Origin of the sequence: Ramlibacter sp. (genome assembly GCF_035554825.1) — a bacterium.
Lineage (GTDB): Bacteria > Pseudomonadota > Gammaproteobacteria > Burkholderiales > Burkholderiaceae_C > Ramlibacter.
Map to the genome: position 1 here is coordinate 1 of NZ_DATMHS010000053.1, position 15,874 is coordinate 15,874.

13 protein-coding genes, 1 tRNA gene and 1 pseudogene are annotated in these 15,874 nt (G+C 70.2%); 10 read left to right on the forward strand and 5 right to left on the reverse strand.

Going from position 1 to position 15,874, the window contains the following annotated elements; translation table 11 throughout:
• Positions 1–416: pseudogene (locus VNT59_RS05875) on the reverse strand (hypothetical protein); the annotation flags it as partial.
• A gap of 13 nt (positions 417–429) precedes the next feature.
• Positions 430–3,912 carry a transcription-repair coupling factor gene (gene mfd, locus VNT59_RS05880; RefSeq protein ID WP_325497390.1) on the reverse strand — a complete coding sequence of 1,161 codons (3,483 nt, stop codon included), beginning with the start codon at positions 3,910–3,912 and terminating at the stop codon, positions 430–432.
• 125 nt (positions 3,913–4,037) lie between these two features.
• Between mfd and ispD the strand changes: the two genes are divergently transcribed.
• Entirely contained in the window at positions 4,038–4,742 is a 705-nt protein-coding gene (gene ispD, locus VNT59_RS05885; RefSeq protein WP_325497391.1) for a 2-C-methyl-D-erythritol 4-phosphate cytidylyltransferase, read from the forward strand.
• A gap of 46 nt (positions 4,743–4,788) precedes the next feature.
• Positions 4,789–5,268 (forward strand): 2-C-methyl-D-erythritol 2,4-cyclodiphosphate synthase, encoded by a 480-nt coding sequence (gene ispF, locus VNT59_RS05890; protein ID WP_325497392.1) that lies wholly within the window; start codon positions 4,789–4,791, stop codon positions 5,266–5,268.
• Here ispF and VNT59_RS05895 read toward each other — a convergent pair.
• Positions 5,265–6,716 carry a sensor histidine kinase gene (locus VNT59_RS05895; protein ID WP_414708346.1) on the reverse strand — a complete coding sequence of 484 codons (1,452 nt, stop codon included), beginning with the start codon at positions 6,714–6,716 and terminating at the stop codon, positions 5,265–5,267. The genes ispF and VNT59_RS05895 overlap by 4 nt on opposite strands.
• A gap of 65 nt (positions 6,717–6,781) precedes the next feature.
• A complete protein-coding gene (ompR, locus tag VNT59_RS05900; RefSeq protein WP_325497393.1) occupies positions 6,782–7,513 on the reverse strand; it encodes a two-component system response regulator OmpR in 732 nt (243 codons plus the stop codon).
• 164 nt (positions 7,514–7,677) lie between these two features.
• On the opposite strand from ompR, the gene VNT59_RS05905 reads away from it, so the two are divergent.
• From VNT59_RS05905 to VNT59_RS05920, 4 genes are read left to right on the forward strand one after another with little or no spacing between them, the layout of a single operon-like run.
• Entirely contained in the window at positions 7,678–7,929 is a 252-nt protein-coding gene (locus VNT59_RS05905) for a hypothetical protein (RefSeq protein ID WP_325497394.1), read from the forward strand.
• A complete protein-coding gene (locus VNT59_RS05910; RefSeq protein ID WP_325497395.1) occupies positions 7,911–8,615 on the forward strand; it encodes an SIMPL domain-containing protein in 705 nt (234 codons plus the stop codon). Before VNT59_RS05905 ends, VNT59_RS05910 begins: the two co-directional genes overlap by 19 nt.
• Before the next feature lie 47 nt (positions 8,616–8,662).
• A complete protein-coding gene (locus VNT59_RS05915) occupies positions 8,663–9,649 on the forward strand; it encodes a diacylglycerol/lipid kinase family protein (RefSeq protein WP_325497396.1) in 987 nt (328 codons plus the stop codon).
• Positions 9,646–10,461 carry a metallophosphoesterase gene (locus VNT59_RS05920; protein ID WP_325497397.1) on the forward strand — a complete coding sequence of 272 codons (816 nt, stop codon included), beginning with the start codon at positions 9,646–9,648 and terminating at the stop codon, positions 10,459–10,461. Before VNT59_RS05915 ends, VNT59_RS05920 begins: the two co-directional genes overlap by 4 nt.
• Positions 10,462–10,497: 36 nt before the next feature.
• On the opposite strand, the gene VNT59_RS05925 is transcribed toward VNT59_RS05920, so the two are convergent.
• The gene (locus VNT59_RS05925; RefSeq protein ID WP_325497398.1) at positions 10,498–11,268 is read right to left on the reverse strand and encodes a 3-hydroxybutyrate dehydrogenase; all 771 of its coding nucleotides are present in this window, start codon (positions 11,266–11,268) and stop codon (positions 10,498–10,500) included.
• 77 nt (positions 11,269–11,345) lie between these two features.
• On the opposite strand from VNT59_RS05925, the gene VNT59_RS05930 reads away from it, so the two are divergent.
• The 4 genes from VNT59_RS05930 to VNT59_RS05945 form a co-directional block, all read left to right on the forward strand.
• Complete coding sequence (locus VNT59_RS05930) at positions 11,346–12,290, forward strand: alpha/beta hydrolase (RefSeq protein ID WP_325497399.1); 945 nt, start codon at positions 11,346–11,348, stop codon at positions 12,288–12,290.
• Positions 12,287–14,485, forward strand: a complete 2,199-nt coding sequence (locus tag VNT59_RS05935; protein ID WP_325497400.1) for a bifunctional (p)ppGpp synthetase/guanosine-3',5'-bis(diphosphate) 3'-pyrophosphohydrolase — start codon at positions 12,287–12,289, stop codon at positions 14,483–14,485. The genes VNT59_RS05930 and VNT59_RS05935 overlap by 4 nt, the downstream gene beginning before the upstream one ends.
• Positions 14,486–14,552: 67 nt before the next feature.
• Positions 14,553–14,629: transfer RNA gene (locus tag VNT59_RS05940), tRNA-Val, on the forward strand.
• A 271-nt stretch (positions 14,630–14,900) separates the two neighbouring features.
• A partial coding sequence (locus VNT59_RS05945; protein ID WP_325497401.1) for a choice-of-anchor L domain-containing protein occupies positions 14,901–15,874 on the forward strand: 974 nt, incomplete at its 3' end.

Sequence of the window (15,874 nt, forward strand, 5' to 3'; positions counted from 1 at the left end):
AGCACCGAGCCGAGGAACGCGCGGCCCAGCAGGTAGACGAACGGGTGCGTGCCGAGGAAGCGGCGGATCGCGGCCCCGACCCCGAGCGCGATGGTGGCGGGCACCACGCCCAGCCACGCGGCCATGCCGAGCGCCTCGGCCCAGGGCGCGTCCGCGATGAGCATCGCGAACGCCGCGGCCAGGCACAGGACCGGGATCGCCAGCGGCCAGCCGAGCATCAGCAGCACCAGGCAGGCGCCCGACCACTGCAGCTGCAGCGGCGTCGCATGCAGCGAGGGCAAGGCCCAGAGCCAGGGCAGCAAGGCGAGGCTGGCCAGCAGCGGCGTGAGCAAGGCGCCGCCCGCCAGCAGCCGCCACGGCCGCAGCGACAGCGCGGTCGCCAGCGCGAGCGCCACCAGCGCGAACTCGAGGCCGATCACGCCGGCGTCCTCAGGCCACCTCGGCCGGCTCGGTGCGCGGCTGGCCCAGCGAGCGCAGCACGTCGCGCACCATCTGGGCGCGGTCGCGCGGCTCGGCGAGCGCGCGCTCGATGCGCAGCTTCTCGTTGCCGGCCAGCTTGATGTGGCGGTTCTTCTGCACCAGCTCGATGATGCGCATCGGCTCGACCGGCGGATTCGGCCTGAAGGTGATGTGGATCACCCCCGGCGCGGCGTCGACCTTGGTGACGCCATAGGAGCGTGCCAGCACGCGCAGCCGGTGCACGTCGATCAGCGTCTGCGCCTGCGGCGGCAGCTTGCCGAAGCGGTCGACGATCTCTTCGAGCAGGCCGTCGATCTGCTCGCCCGTGCGGGCCGTCGCCAGCCGCTTGTAGAACGACAGGCGCAGGTGGACGTCGCCGCAGTAGTCGTCGGGCAGCAGGGCCGGCGCGTGCAGGTTGATCTCGGTGGTGGCCGACAGCGGCGCGAGCAGGTCCGGCTCCTTGCCGGCCTTGAGCGAGCGCACGGCCTCGGCCAGCATCTCGTTGTACAGCTGGAAGCCGACCTCCAGCATGTTGCCGCTCTGATTCTCGCCCAGCACCTCGCCGGCGCCGCGGATTTCCAGATCGTGCATCGCCAGGTAGAAGCCCGAGCCGAGTTCCTCCATCTGCTGGATCGCGTCGAGCCGCTGCGCCGCCTGCTTGGTCAGGCTCTCGGTATCGGGCACCAGCAGGTAGGCATAGGCCTGGTGATGGCTGCGCCCGACCCGGCCGCGCAGCTGGTGCAACTGGGCGAGGCCGAACTTGTCGGCCCGGCTGATCACGATGGTGTTGGCGGTCGGCACGTCGATGCCGGTTTCGATGATGGTGGAGCACAGCAGCACGTTGTGGCGCTGGGCGACGAAGTCGCGCATCACGCGTTCCAGCTCGCGCTCGGGCATCTGCCCGTGGGCGACGGCGATCCTGGCCTCGGGCAGCAGCGCCTGCAGGCGCTCGCGCCGGTTCTCGATCGTCTCGACCTCGTTGTGCAGGAAGTAGACCTGGCCCCCGCGCTTCAGTTCGCGCAGCACGGCTTCCCGGATCACGCCGTTGCCCTCGTTGCGCACGAAGGTCTTGATCGCGAGGCGCCGCTGCGGCGCGGTGGCGATGACCGACAGGTCGCGCAGGCCTTCCAGCGCCATGCCCAGCGTGCGCGGGATCGGCGTGGCGGTGAGCGTGAGGACGTCGACCTCGGCCCGAAGCGCCTTCATCGCCTCCTTGTGGCGCACGCCGAAGCGGTGCTCCTCGTCGATGATCAGCAGGCCCAGGTTCTTGAATTTGGTCGACGCGCTCAGGAGCTTGTGCGTGCCGACGACGATGTCGACGCTGCCGTCCTCCAGGCCCTTCAACGTGGCGTTGACTTCCTTCGTCGAGCGGAAGCGCGACACCTCCGCTACCTTGACGGGCCACTTCGAGAACCGGTCCACCAGCGTCTGGTAATGCTGCTCCGCCAGCAGCGTGGTGGGCGCGAGGAACGCCACCTGCTTGCCGCCCGTGACGGCGATGAACGCCGCGCGCAGCGCCACCTCGGTCTTGCCGAAGCCGACGTCGCCGCACACCAGCCGGTCCATCGGCTGCGGCGAAACCATGTCCTGGATCACCGCGTGGATGGCCGCGTTCTGATCGGCGGTTTCCTCGAAGCCGAACTCGTTGGCGAATGCCTCGTAGTCCTGCGCCGAGAAGCGGAACGCGAAGCCTTCGCGCGCCGCGCGGCGGGCATAGATGTTCAACAGCTCGGCCGCGGTGTCGCGCACATGCTGCGCCGCCTTGCGCCTGGCCTTCTCCCACTGGCCGGAGCCGAGCTTGTGCAGCGGCGCCTCGTCCGCCGAGACGCCGGTGTAGCGGCTGATCAGATGGAGCTGGCTGACCGGCACGTACAGCGTGGCCTTGTCGGCGTATTCGAGGTGCAGGAACTCCTGCAGGATCGGCTGGCCGTCGGCGCTGGTGCCCTGGCCGAGGTCGAGGTTGACCAATCCCTGGTAGCGGCCGATGCCGTGCTGGGTGTGCACCACGGGGTCGCCGACATTGAGCTCCGACAGGTCCTTGATCAGCGCCTCGACGTCGCTGACCTGCTCCTGCTTCTTGCGCCGGCGCGTGGTCGGGCCCGCCGCGAACAGCTCGGTCTCGGTGATGAGGTCGATGCCGGTTTCGAGCCAGGCGAAGCCGGTCGCCAGCGGCCCGGTCGCGATGCCCACGCGCTCTTCGCTGCCCTGGAATTCCTCCAGCGAATCGAAGGCCGGGGGCGCGAGGTGGCTGGCGCGCAGGAAATCGAGCAGGCTCTCGCGCCGGCCGTCGCTTTCGGCCAGCAGCAGCGCGCGGTGCCGGGTGTTGCGCAGGTGTTCCTGCAGGCGGGCGAGCGGTTCGTCGGCGCCGCGCACGACGGCCAGCGGCGGCAGCGCCTCGAACTCCACGTATGCGCTGGACCCGGCCTCGGGTCCGGGCGGGCGCAGCGAAAGCTGCGCGTGCTCGTTGGCGCGGCCGTAGAACTGCTCTGGCGTCAGGAACAGAGCCTCCGGCGGCAGCGCCGGCCGCTCGGGGTCGCCCTGCACCAGCCGGTAGCGCTCGCGCGTGTCCTGCCAGAAGCGCTGGAACGGGCCTTCCAGCTCGCCGTGCAGCACCAGCGTGGCGCGCTCGCCGAGGTAGTCGAACACGGTGGCGGTGGCGTCGAAGAACAGGGGCAGGTAGTACTCGATGCCGGCCGTCGCGACGCCGTTGCCGATGTCCTTGTAGATCCGGCTCTTGGTAGGGTCGCCCTCGAGCAGTTCGCGCCAGCGGCTGCGAAAGCGGGCGCGGGCCTCGTCGTCCATCGGGAACTCGCGGCCCGGCAGCAGCCGCACCTCGTTGACCGGGTAGAGGCTGCGCTGGCTGTCCGGATCGAAGGTGCGGATCGAATCGATCTCGTCATCGAACAGATCGACCCGGTACGGCACCGGCGAGCCCATGGGAAACAGGTCGATGAGCCCGCCGCGCACCGCGTATTCGCCAGGGCTCACCACCTGCGTCACGTGGCTGTAGCCGGCCAGCGTGAGCTGCGCCTTCAGCTTCGATTCCTCGAGCCGCTGCTTGACGGCGAACTGGAAGGTGTAGCCGGCCAGGAAGGCCGGCGGCGCGAGCCGGTACAGCGCGGTGGTCGCCGGCACGACGGCCACATCGACCTCGCCCTGGGAGATTCGCCACAAGGTGGCGAGGCGCTCGCTGATCAGGTCCTGGTGCGGCGAGAAGGTGTCGTAGGGCAGCGTTTCCCAGTCGGGAAAGAGCGCGCAGCGCAGCCCCGGCGCGAAGAACGCGAGTTCCTCCAGCAGCCGCTGGGCGTCGGTGGCGTCGGCGGTGACGATGGCCGTCAGGCGCCCGTCGCCGCGTTCGCGCAGCGCCAGCCGCGCCAGCAGCAGCGCGTCGGCGGACCCCGGCGGGCGCAAAAGGGTGAAGCGCCGGCCGGCGTTCAGTTTCGGTAAATCCATCGACAAAGTGGCTCGTGCGTGCCCCCGCGGCGCAGCATCGGTGCCCGGCAGCACGGCGGCAAAAAAATACAAACACCCCGCGCCTGGAAAGGGTGGGGTGTCGCAGCGATTCTAGAATGGACGGCATGACCACGAGTGAAAGCACGTCGCAATCCCGTTGTTATGCGTTGGTCCCCTGCGCCGGGACCGGAAGCCGGGCCGGCACCAACGGCCCGAAGCAGTACGAACGCATCGCCGGCCATCCGATGGTCTGGCACACGCTGGCGGCCTTCGCGGCCGTCAAGCGGATCACGAAGACGCTGGTGGTGGTGGCCCCCGGCGACGGTTTTTTCGAACGCAATCCCACTTCGGCCCTGGTCGTGCCTTGCGGCGGGGCCTCCCGCGCCCAGAGCGTGATGAACGGCCTGTACGAGCTGGGGCGCCGGGCCGGCGCCGGCGAGCGCGACTGGGTGCTGGTGCACGACGCGGCGCGCTGCCTCATCACGCCGGCGATGATCGATGCCCTGATCGACGCCTGCAGCGGCGACGAGGTCGGCGGGCTGCTCGCCCACAAGCTGGTCGACACGCTCAAGCGCGAGGAGGGCGGCCGGGTCGCCGCCACCGTCCCGCGCGAGGACAAGTGGCTGGCCCAGACGCCGCAGATGTTCCGCCTGGGCATGCTGCTGCAGGCGCTGGAACACGCCGGCCCCCAGGTCACCGACGAGGCGAGCGCGATCGAGTCGCTGGGCCACCGGCCGCTGCTGGTGGCGGACGGCACCCAGAACTTCAAGGTGACCTACCCCGACGACTTCGCCCTGGCGGAAGCGGTCCTGAAGGGACGGTTGCGGTGAGGGCCGGCATCGGCCGCGGCGGCGACCGCCAGCGGAGCGGCGGGGCATGACCATCCGCATCGGCGAAGGCTGGGATGTCCATGCGCTGGTCCCGGGGCGCCCGCTGGTGATCGGCGGCGTGACCGTTCCCTTCGAGCGCGGTCTCCTAGGCCACTCCGATGCCGACGTGCTGCTGCACGCGATCACCGACGCGCTGTTCGGCGCCGCCGGGCTGGGCGACATCGGCCGCCATTTCCCCGACACCGACGAGCGCTTCAAGGGCGCGGATTCCATGCTGCTGCTGGGCGAGGCGGCGCGCCGCGTGCGCGAGCAGGGCTGGCAGATCGGCAACGTCGACAGCACCGTCGTGGCGCAGGCGCCGCGACTGGCGCCGCACGTCCAGGCCATGACGGCGCGCATCGCGCAGGCGCTCGAGGTGGCGCCGGCGCAGGTGAACGTGAAGGCGAAGACGGCGGAGAAGCTCGGTCCCGTCGGCGAGGGCATGGCGATCGAGGCGCGCGCGATCGTCCTGCTGAGCCGCGCCTAGAACGTCGCTTCGGTCTTGGCTTCCGGCTCGGGCGCCGGCGCCGGCAGGCGGGCCCGCTGCAGCTTGATGTGCGCCGCCAGGCCGCCGGAGGCGGTGTTGGCCAGGGCGAAGATCCCGCCCATGCGCTGCACCGTCTTGTCGACGATCGCCAGCCCCAGCCCGGCCCCCGTGGCGGCGGTGCGCGCGGCGTCGCCCCGGAAGAACGGCTTGATCAGGTTCGGCAGCGCCTCCGGCGCCACGCCCATCCCGTGGTCGCGCACCTTCAGCAGCACCCATTCGTTGCGGGTCTTGGCGGTGATGTCGACCACCGCCACGCCGGTGTCGGCCGTCTTGCCGTAGCGGCGCGCGTTTTCCAGCAGGTTGGAGATCACGCGCGCCAATTCGACTTCGTCCGCGAGCACGTACAGGCCCTTGGCGATGTCGAGGTTGATCTTCATGTCGGTGTGATCCTGCACCGCGTACAGGCAGGCCTCGATCACGTCGTTCAGGAGCACCGGCTTGAGCTCGGCGTGGTCGGGGCGGGCGTAGTCGAGGAACTTGTCGATGATGGCGTCGAGCTGGTCGATGTCGGCGGCCATGTGCTCGCGCGCGTCGCCGTCGGCCACGCTCATCTCGGTCTCCAGCCGCAGCCGCGCCAGCGGCGTGCGCAGGTCGTGCGAGATCCCCGCCAGCATCACGGCCCGGTCCTGCTCGATCTTCGCCAGCTGCTGCGCCATCCGGTTGAAGCCGATGTTGACCTCGCGAATCTCGCTGGTGACGGCTTTCTCGTCGAGGCGGCTGGCGTCGAAGTCGCCGTCGCGCACGCGGCTCGCGGCGAAGGACAGCTGCTTGAGCGGCCGGTTGATCAGGCGGGCGATCAGCGCCGCGCCGGCCAGCGAGAGGCCCGCCGCCGTGATCAGCCAGATCAGCCAGGTCCGGCCGCCGACGCTGGTGATGCGCGAGCGATCGAGCAGCATCCAGTACTGGTCGGCGTCGATGCGGAAGCCGACCCACAGGCCCGGTTCACCGTTCACGCTGGCGGCGACCACGGTGCCGGGTCCCAGGCGCGTGAGCAGTTCGTCCATGACCCGGCTGTCCAGCTCGCCGGCGCCGAAGCTGGCATAGCGGTCGGTCGGCTCGCGCGGGACGATGCGCACGCCCTCCTGGTCGGCCAGGGTCTTGATCAGCGAGACGCGGTTGATCGAGTCCGAGTGGACCAGGGCCGCCCGGCTGAGGTTCACCAGCGAGGCGATCTGCTGCGCCGTCTGCACGGCGCGCGGCTCGAACTCGAGCGCCCGGAAGGTCTGCAGCCAGGCGACGATGCTGCCGATCAGCAGCAGCGACAGCAGGAAGAAGGTGCGCCAGAACAGCGACAGCCCGACGCGCGGCGGGCGCATCTCCAGCGGCGCCGGCGCCGTTTCGAGCGGGGCCGGTCCGGTGGCAATGTTGGTCTCGATGCCTCGCAGCACTTCCTGTCCCCCCGCTCCTGTGGTGTCGCAATCCGATTATTGGGCGGATTGCGCAGCCAGGGGGCTCAGCCCGCCCCGTCCGGCACGAAAACGTACCCCACGCCCCACACCGTCTGGATGTAGCGGGGCGCGGCAGGGTCGACTTCCACCAGCTTGCGCAAGCGCGAAACCTGCACGTCGAGGCTGCGGTCGAACGGCTCGAACTCGCGGCCGCGCGCCAGCTGGGCCAGTTTCTCGCGCGACAGCGGCTGGCGCGGATGGCGCACCAGGGCCTTGAGCATCGCGAACTCGCCGGTCGTCAGCGGCAGTTCCTCGCCGTTCTTGCGCAGGGTGCGCGCTCCCAGGTCGAAGGCGAACGGGCCGAAGCTGACCACCTCGTTGTCGCTGGAAGGCGCGCCCGGGGCCTCCTGGGCCGGCCGGCGGCGCAGCACGGCGTGGACCCGGGCCAGCAGTTCGCGCGGGTTGAACGGCTTGCCCAGATAGTCGTCGGCGCCGACTTCGAGGCCCACGATGCGATCCACATCCTCGCCCTTGGCCGTCAGCATGATGATGGGGGTGCGGTCGTTGGCGGCGCGCAGGCGCCGGCAGATCGACAGGCCGTCCTCGCCGGGCATCATGAGGTCCAGCACTATCAGGTCGGCCGTCTCCCGCAGCATGAGCCGGTTGAGGGCCTTGCCGTCCTCGGCAAGGATGACTTCAAACCCCTCTTGGGTCAGGTACCGGCGCAGCAGGTCGCGGATCCGGGCGTCGTCGTCGACGACCAGAATCTTGTCGGTACGGGCGGCAGCTTGGGCCATGGTGCTCCTGATGGATTTGTAACAGAGGCAATTTTGAGGGGCAGCGGAACAGCCGTGCGGGGTTTTCCCCGATGTCTGACATAGTGTTACAAATGTTGCGGCGACCCGCAATCGTTCACCGCAGCGTCAGTGAACTCGAGGCGGCCCGCTGCCGTTGAGCAGGAATGAAGAAGCTATTCGGTTTGCTCTCGGCGATCGCGGTGTCGGGCGCCTGCGCCACGGAGACGACCAACGAGCGGTCGCTGCAGTTGCGGGCGCTGCTGCAGCAACCGCCCGCCCAGTTGGCCGCGGTGCCGCGGCGCCTGTCGGACCAGGAGCGGGCGCTGCTGCGCCGGCAATTGGCCGGCGCCAGGCGGCCGGGTGAGAAGATGGGCCCCTTCGACTGCAACAGCTCGCCATGTCTCCAAGCAAACTGATTACAACTGCGGCCTTGCTGGGCTGCCTGGTCGACGCGCGGGCACAAAGCTTGCCTTACCCGCCGCCGCAGAACGTCCTGCAGCTCGCTGCCACCGGTACCGTCGAGGTCCAGCAGGACCTGCTCAGCCTGAGCCTCACGGCGACGCGCGAAGGTGCCGATCCGGTGGCCGTGCAGGAACAGCTCAAGGCCGCGCTCGACGCGGCGTTGACGGTCGCCAGGGCAGCGGCCCAACCGCGGCTGCTGGAGGTGCGCACCGGGCAGTTCGGGCTGGCCCCGCGCTACACCCAGGACGGCAAGATCAGCAGCTGGCAGGGCACCACCGAACTGGTGCTGCAGGGGCGCGACTTTCCCCGCATCACGCAGACGGCCGCCCGCATCGAGACGCTGACGGTGGCCCGCGTCGGCTACGACCTGAGCCGCGAGGAGCGCGCGCGCGTCGAGCGCGAGGCCCAGTCGGCGGCGATCGGGCAGTTCAAGGCCAAGGCGGCCGATCTCGCCCGCGACTTCGGCTTTTCCGGCTACAGCCTGCGCGAGGTGGCGGTGAACGCCAACGATCACGGCATCGCTCCGCGCTACGGCGCGCTCTCCGCGGCGGCGGCCGCGCCCAAGGCCATGCCCTTGCCGGTGGAGGCGGGCAAAACCGCCGTGGCCGTGACGGTCTCGGGTTCCGTACAACTGCGCTAGCCGCCGTCCGACAGGGCCCCGGCGGGGCGCTGGCTAACCTGGGCCGCATGTTGGCCGAGCTTTCGCCCTCCGCCGCCGGGCCCGCGAGCCAGCCGGGCGAGCCGCCCCCGCTGTTCGTCGTGATCAACGCCGGCTCGGGCGAGCACGACGCGCTGCACACCCAGTCCGTGCTGGCCGAAGTCTTCGAGGGCGCTGGTCGTCGCACCGAATTCGTCCGCGTCGCCGATCCGCAGGACCTGCCGCAGGCGTGCGAGGGGGCAGCGCGGCGGGCCCGCGAGCAGGGCGGCGTGCTGGTGGTGGCCGGTGGCGACGGCACCATCAACGCCGCGGCGGCGGCGGCGCTGCGGCACCGCTGCGCCATGGCGGTCATTCCGCAGGGCACGTTCAACTACCTGGCCCGCGAGCACGGCATTCCGCTGCAGGCACGAGCGGCCGCGCAGGCCCTGCTGGCTGCCCGGATGCAGCCGGTGCAGGTCGGGCTGGTGAACGGGCGGGTGTTCCTGGTCAATGCCAGCCTCGGGCTCTATCCGCAGCTGCTGCAGGACCGCGAGGCGTTCAAGTCCAGGCTGGGCCGGCATCGCTGGGTCGCCATGCTGGCGGCGCTGGGTACCGTGTTCCGCTGGCGGCGCCAGCTGGCCCTCGACGTCGAACTCGACGGCGCGCGCGCCAGCGTCACCACGACCACGCTGTTCGTTGGCAACAACCGGCTGCAGGTGGAGCAGGTCGGGCTCGACGAGGGGGTGGCGCAGCGCACGGGCCGCGGGCGGCTGGCGGGCGTGGTGACGCGTCCGATCGGGCCCTGGGCCCTGCTGGCGCTGGCGGTGCGCGGCGCGCTGGGACGCCTGGGCGAGACGGACCAGGTGCACGACTTTTCGTTCCACGAACTCCAGGTGAGCGTGCGCGGCGCGCGCCGCGTCAAGGTGGCGACCGACGGCGAAGTGCAGTGGCTGGCGGCGCCGCTGCGCTTTGCCGCCGCGCCCGAGCCGTTGCGGCTGATGCTGCCGGCGCCGCAGGACCGGGTGCCGCGCGAATGAGCCTGCTGCTGCACATCTCCGACACGCATTTCGGCACCGAGCAGGCACCGGTCGTGGCGGCGCTCGAAGCGCTCGCCCGCGAACGCCTGCCCGATGCGCTGGTGTTCAGCGGCGACATCACCCAGCGCGCCCGGCCCGAGCAGTTCGAGGCCGGTCGGCGGCTGTGCGATCGGCTGGGGATCCGCCACATGGTGACGCTGCCCGGCAACCACGACATCCCGCTGTTCGACCTGTTCACGCGGGCCACCCAACCGTACCGGCGCTACCTCGCGTCGTTCGGGCCGCGCCTGGAACACACCTTGGTCACCGACGATTTCTTCATCGTGGGCGTGAACACCACCCGCCCGTCGCGGCACAAGAACGGCGAGGTGTCGCCCGAGCAGGTGCTGCGGGTCGCGCGCGAACTGCAGGGCGCGCGGCCGCGCCAGCTGCGCATCGTGGTGACCCATCAGCCGGTGGACGTGTACCGGGCCGAGGACGTGCATGACCGCTTGCACGGTGCCGAGGGGGCGCTGCTGGCGTGGTCGCGCGCCGGCGCCGACCTGGTGCTGGGCGGGCACATCCACCTGCCCTACGTGATGGACCTGATGCGCCGCCCCGAGCCGCTGTCGCGGCCGATGTGGTGCGTCCAGGCCGGCACGGCGGTGTCATCGCGCGTGCGCCACGGCACCTGCAACTCGGTCAACCTCATTCACTGGAAGCCGGTGCCCCCCGGCGAGCCGCGCCATTGCCTGGTGGAGCGCTGCGACTATCGCCCGGAAGCCGGCTGGTTCGAGACGGCCGAGCGGCAGACGCTGGCGTTGGCGGTGTAGGGTGCCCCGATCCGGCGCCCGGCAGGCCTCGTCAGGCTACTGGGCGACCCAACCGCCGTCCATGTTCCACGCCACCCCGCGTACGTTGTTGGCCGCCGGCGAGCAGAAGAAGGCCGCCAGCTCGCCCAGCTCCTCGGGCGTGGTGAACTGCATCGACGGTTCCTTCTCGCCCAGCAGCTGGCGCTTGGCTTCCTCGTTGCTGCAACCGGCCGCCGTGGCGCGCGCATCCACCTGTTGCTGCACCAGCGGCGTCAGCACCCAGCCCGGGCAGATGGCATTGCAGGTGATGCCGGTGGTCGCGGTCTCCAGGGCGATCACCTTGGTCAGGCCGACCAGGCCGTGCTTGGCGGCCACGTAGGCCGACTTCTGCGCCGAGGCCACCAGGCCGTGCACCGACGCCACGTTGATGATGCGGCCCCAGTTCGCGGCCTTCATCGCCGGCAGCGCGAGCCGGGCGGCGTGGAAGCCGCTGGACAGGTTGATGGCGATGATGTCGTCCCACTGCTGCGGCGGAAAGTTCTCCACCGGCGCCACATGCTGGATGCCGGCGTTGTTGACGAGCACGTCGACCCGGCCGAACCGCTCGGCCGCGAACCGCATCATGGCTTCGATTTCGGCGGGCCTGGCCATGTTGGCGCCGTGATAGGCCACCTCGACGCCCAGCGCGCGAAGCTGCGCCTGCGGGCCCTCGGCGTCGCCGAACCCGTTGAGGACGACGTTCGCGCCCTGCCGGGCCAGGGCCTTGGCGATGCCCAGCCCGATGCCGCTGGTCGAGCCCGTGACGAGGGCGGTCTTGCCTTTCAACATGATGGTCTCCGTTGCTTTGAATTAGGATGAGGACACGCTGCGCCGTGCAGCCCGAGTATGCGGTTTTCGATCCTGCCATGTCCGAGCCTACGCTGAACTACGTATCCTGCCCCGACGCCCGGGGGCAACACCGGATGGGCTACTGGTCATGGGGGGAAACCGGCGCAGGACACGTGATCGTCTGTGTCCACGGCCTCTCGCGCCAGGGCCGCGACTTCGATGCGCTCGCCGCGGCGCTGCTGGCGCGGGCCGACCACGGGCTGCGCGTGGTGTGTCCCGATGTCGTGGGCCGCGGCCGCAGCGAGTGGCTCGCCGATCCGATGGGCTACGTGGTGCCGCAGTACGCGGCCGACATGCTGACGCTGCTGGCGCAGTTGCAGGCGCAGGCGCCGGTCGCGACGCTGGACTGGGTGGGCACGAGCATGGGCGGGCTGATCGGCATCGGCATCGCCGGCTCGCCGGCGCTGCTGGCGCCGCCCGAAGCGGGTCCCGGGCCGCGCTTGCCGGCGCCGGTGCGGCGGCTGGTGCTCAACGACGTCGGTCCGGCGATCCGGTGGCAGGCGCTCGCCCGCATCGGCACCTACCTCGGCGACACCGGCCGCTTCGCGTCGGTCGAGGAAGCGGCCGACGCGATGTGGGCGATCTCGCGCAGCTTCGGCCCGCACACGCCGCAGCAGTGGCTGGCGCTGTCGCGGCACATGGTGCGGCCGCTGCCCGACGGCGGCTTCACGCTGCACTACGACCCGGCGATCGCGGTGCCGTTTCGCGCGCTGACCGAGGCGGCGGCGCAGCAGGGCGAGCAGGCGCTGTGGGCGCTGTATGACCAGATCACGGCGCGGACCCTGCTCACGCGGGGCGCCGAATCCGACCTGCTGGCGCGCGACACGGCGCAGGCGATGACGCGCCGCGGCCCGCGGGCGCGCCTCGTCGAGTTCGCCGGCGTCGGCCATGCCCCCACCTTCCTCGCGGCCGACCAGATCGAGGCGGTGGCCTCCTTCCTGCTGGAGCCGGATTCACCATGAAGAGCCTGGGCGCCGAGCAGGCCGGCCCGGTCCTGCCCGAACTGATCGCGGCCACCGAGCAGTCGCTGCCGCGGCAGGCCAACGCCCTGGCGCGGGCTCGGGCCTTCGCCGAACCGCTGATCGCCGGCGAGACCCTGGCGACCGGCGAGAACACGCTGGCGCATGCCGATGCCGTGGCCTCGATCCTCAAGGCCATGGGCGGGTCCGAGGCGATGCAGGCGGCGAGCTATCTCGTCTACGCCTGCCAGCACCTGAACAAGCCGCAGGAGGTGATCGCCAAGGCCTTCGGCGAGAGCTACGCAACGCTGGCCGTCGAGACGACCAAGCTGGTGCGGATCCAGCAGCAGACGCGCGACGCCGGCGAGGCCGGCCGGCTGCTCGACGATCCGAAGGCCCAGACCGAGATCGTGCGCAAGATGCTGCTGGCGTTCTCGCGCGACCTGCGAGTGGTGATGCTGCGCCTGGCCTCGCGCCTGCAGACGCTGCGCTGGCACGCCGCGGGCAAGACGAGCGCGCCGCCGAGCGTGGCACGCGAGGCGCTCAACGTGTTCGCGCCGCTGGCCAACCGGCTCGGCATCTGGCAGCTCAAGTGGGAGATGGAGGACCTGGCGTTCCGCTTCCTGGAGCCGGACACCTACAAGCTCGTGGCGCGGTTGCTGGACGAAAAGCGGGCCGAGCGCGAGGAATACGTCGAGCAGCTGCGCGCGCGGCTCGAGCGCGAACTCGACGCGCAGGGCATCAAGGCGAGCGTGTTCGGCCGTCCCAAGCACATCTACAGCATCGTCAAGAAGATGCGCGGCAAGTCGCTGGACTTCGACCAGGTGTTCGACATCCGCGCGCTGCGGGTGATCGTGCCGGACGTGAAGGACTGCTATGCCGCGCTGTCGTGGGTGCACCAGCAGTTCACGCCGGTCGAGGACGAATTCGACGACTACATCGCCAAGCCCAAGCCCAACGGCTACCAGTCGCTGCACACGGTGGTGCGGGAGGCCTCCGGCAAGGCGGTGGAGATCCAGATCCGGACCCGGGCGATGCACGAGCATGCGGAGCACGGCGTCGCCGCCCATTGGGCCTACAAGGAGGCCGGCGCGAAGGGCTACGCCGGCGTGTCCGCGAGCGGCGAATACGACGCCAAGATCGCGGTGCTGCGGCAACTGCTCGCCTGGGAGCGCGACCTCGCCGGCACCGCGCGCGGCCTGTTCGAGGACCGCATCTACGTGCTGACGCCCGACGCTGCGATCGTGGAACTGCCGCAGGGCGCGACGCCGGTCGATTTCGCCTACAGCGTGCACACCAACCTGGGCCACCGCTGCCGCGGCGCCCGTGTCGACGGCGCGATGGTGCCGCTCAACACGCCGCTGCAGAACGGCCAGACGGTGGAGATCGTCACCGTGAAGGAGGGCGGCCCCTCGCGCGACTGGCTGAACGCGGAACTCGGCTTCCTGGCCAGCAACCGGGCCAAGGCCAAGGTGCGCGCCTGGTTCAACGAGCAGATCAAGCACGAGACCATGGCGCGCGGCCGCGAGGCCGTCGAGAAGCTGCTGCAGCGCGAAGGCAAGACGTCGATCAAGCTCGACGAGCTCGCCTCCAGGCTCGGGTTCAAGTCGGCGGACGATCTCTTTGCCGTGGTCGGCAAGGACGAGTATTCGCTGCGTCACATCGAGGCGCTGCTGCGGCCGGCCGAGGCCCCGGCGCCGCAGGAGGAGGTGCTGCTGAAGAAGGCGCGCCACCCGGACCGGGTGCCCAAGGGGGGCGTGCTCGTGGTCGGCGTCGATTCGCTGATGACGCAGCTGGCCAAGTGCTGCAAGCCGGCGCCGCCGGATGCGATCGGGGGCTTCGTCACGCGCGGCAAGGGGGTGAGCATCCACCGCCGCGACTGCAGCAACTTCCGCGAGCTCGCGGCCCGCAACGCCGAGCGCGTGATCGAAGTCGAGTGGGGCGTCACCGGGGGCGAGGCCGGGGTGGTCTACCCGGTGGACGTCGCCATCGAGGCGGCGGACCGGCAGGGCCTGCTGCGCGACATCTCGGAAGTGTTCGCCAAGGAGAAGATGAACGTGATCGGCGTGCAGACGCAGTCGGTGAAGGGCAGCGCCTGGATGACGTTCACCGTGGAGACCAGCGACTCGGCCCGCGTCGCGAAGGTGTTGAACCTCGTCGCCGACGTGCCGGGCGTGCGCTGGGCCAAGCGGCGATGAACTTTGACGCGCGGCGCGAAGAAATGCCTCGCCGCTCTGCTACACTAGCAGGCTCGAACACGAATTCAGGCGCGTAGCTCAGCTGGTTAGAGCACCACCTTGACATGGTGGGGGTCGTTGGTTCGAGTCCAATCGCGCCTACCAACTTCTTGCGGAAGATCCACCCGGCCCCCGGCCGGGTTTCCGCCGCCACGCAAGTGGCCCACTTCTTCCCGAACGACGGCCCGATGCTTATGCATCGGCACGCTCTCGGCGGGCGTCGAGCGCCGTGGAGCGACCGGATGGCGAAGTCGTGACCAACTGTATCGAGTGTGTCGTACGCCCGGGCGAGCCCTCGGCCGGGGCAGGCGCCCGGCTTGTCTGGACCCGGGATGTCACCCATGATTGACGCCCACCGCGCTCCATGGGGATCCAGATGGCCTTCCTTGCGTACGATCCTGCAACCCACAACCTGAACAGTCTCGTGTCGGCGATCTTCGCCGGCGCCGGCGGCGTGAGCCTGGTTCCAGGCTCGGTCGCCGTGCGCTACGGCACCATCGAGGGCCAGGCGAGCCTGTCCTTCTACGATGGTTCGCTGACGGCGTTGAACATCGGGTCCGGCCTGCTGCTCACGTCGGGCGACTCCACGCCGCCCCTCGCCAACAACGAAACCGCCTACGGCGAGGCGCTCGACGGCGACACGCCCGGCGAGCCGGACCTGCAGGCCACCGTGCAGGCCGCGTTCCCCGGCGCCGGGGAACTGGAGGACATCACCGCGCTGCAGTTCTCGATCCAGGTGAGCGATCCGGCGGCGACCGGTCTGCGGTTCGACGTCGTGTTCGGCTCGGACGAGTTTCCCGAGTTCTCCAACACCTCCTTCGTCGACGTGGCGGGGGTCTACGTCAACGGCGTGAACTACGCGCTGTTCAACCGCAACGCCAGCCAGCCGCTCAGCATCATCGACGCCAACCTGACGGCGGGGAATTTCCGCGACAACCAGGGTGGTTCGCTGCCGCTGGAATACGACGGGATCTCGAACCGGCTGCAGATCACCGCGCCGCTGGTGCAGGGCACCAACACCATCAAGATCGCCATCGCCGACACGGGTGATGCCATTTACGACTCCGGCATCTTCGTCTCCGGGCTGCAGCCCGTGAATTACGCCGGCTACGGCCTCGCCCAGCAGGTGGCGGTCACCGGCAGCGCGCAGATCACCGACTCGGCCGAGAACCAGGTCTACCAGTGCGACAACCTGGGCAACGTGGTCCTGCTGGTGAGCGGACAGGACGTGGTCGACGGCGGCGGCGGCGTCGACAAGGTGAAGTACACCTTCACGATCAGCGGCATCAGCGGCTACCACTGGGACGGCCAGGTCCTCTCCGTGCAGAACGGCGCGAACGCCAGCACGCT

Excerpts from the sequence above, each read along its gene's own strand:
- mfd (WP_325497390.1), bottom strand. The coding sequence starts at position 3,912 with ATGGATTTACCGAAACTGAACGCCGGCCGGCGCTTCACCCTTTTGCGC.
- ispD (WP_325497391.1), top strand. The coding sequence starts at position 4,038 with ATGACCACGAGTGAAAGCACGTCGCAATCCCGTTGTTATGCGTTGGTC.
- ispF (WP_325497392.1), top strand. The coding sequence starts at position 4,789 with ATGACCATCCGCATCGGCGAAGGCTGGGATGTCCATGCGCTGGTCCCG.
- ompR (WP_325497393.1), bottom strand. The coding sequence starts at position 7,513 with ATGGCCCAAGCTGCCGCCCGTACCGACAAGATTCTGGTCGTCGACGAC.
- VNT59_RS05905 (WP_325497394.1), top strand. The coding sequence starts at position 7,678 with ATGAAGAAGCTATTCGGTTTGCTCTCGGCGATCGCGGTGTCGGGCGCC.
- VNT59_RS05910 (WP_325497395.1), top strand. The coding sequence starts at position 7,911 with ATGTCTCCAAGCAAACTGATTACAACTGCGGCCTTGCTGGGCTGCCTG.
- VNT59_RS05915 (WP_325497396.1), top strand. The coding sequence starts at position 8,663 with ATGTTGGCCGAGCTTTCGCCCTCCGCCGCCGGGCCCGCGAGCCAGCCG.
- VNT59_RS05920 (WP_325497397.1), top strand. The coding sequence starts at position 9,646 with ATGAGCCTGCTGCTGCACATCTCCGACACGCATTTCGGCACCGAGCAG.
- VNT59_RS05925 (WP_325497398.1), bottom strand. The coding sequence starts at position 11,268 with ATGTTGAAAGGCAAGACCGCCCTCGTCACGGGCTCGACCAGCGGCATC.
- VNT59_RS05930 (WP_325497399.1), top strand. The coding sequence starts at position 11,346 with ATGTCCGAGCCTACGCTGAACTACGTATCCTGCCCCGACGCCCGGGGG.
- VNT59_RS05935 (WP_325497400.1), top strand. The coding sequence starts at position 12,287 with ATGAAGAGCCTGGGCGCCGAGCAGGCCGGCCCGGTCCTGCCCGAACTG.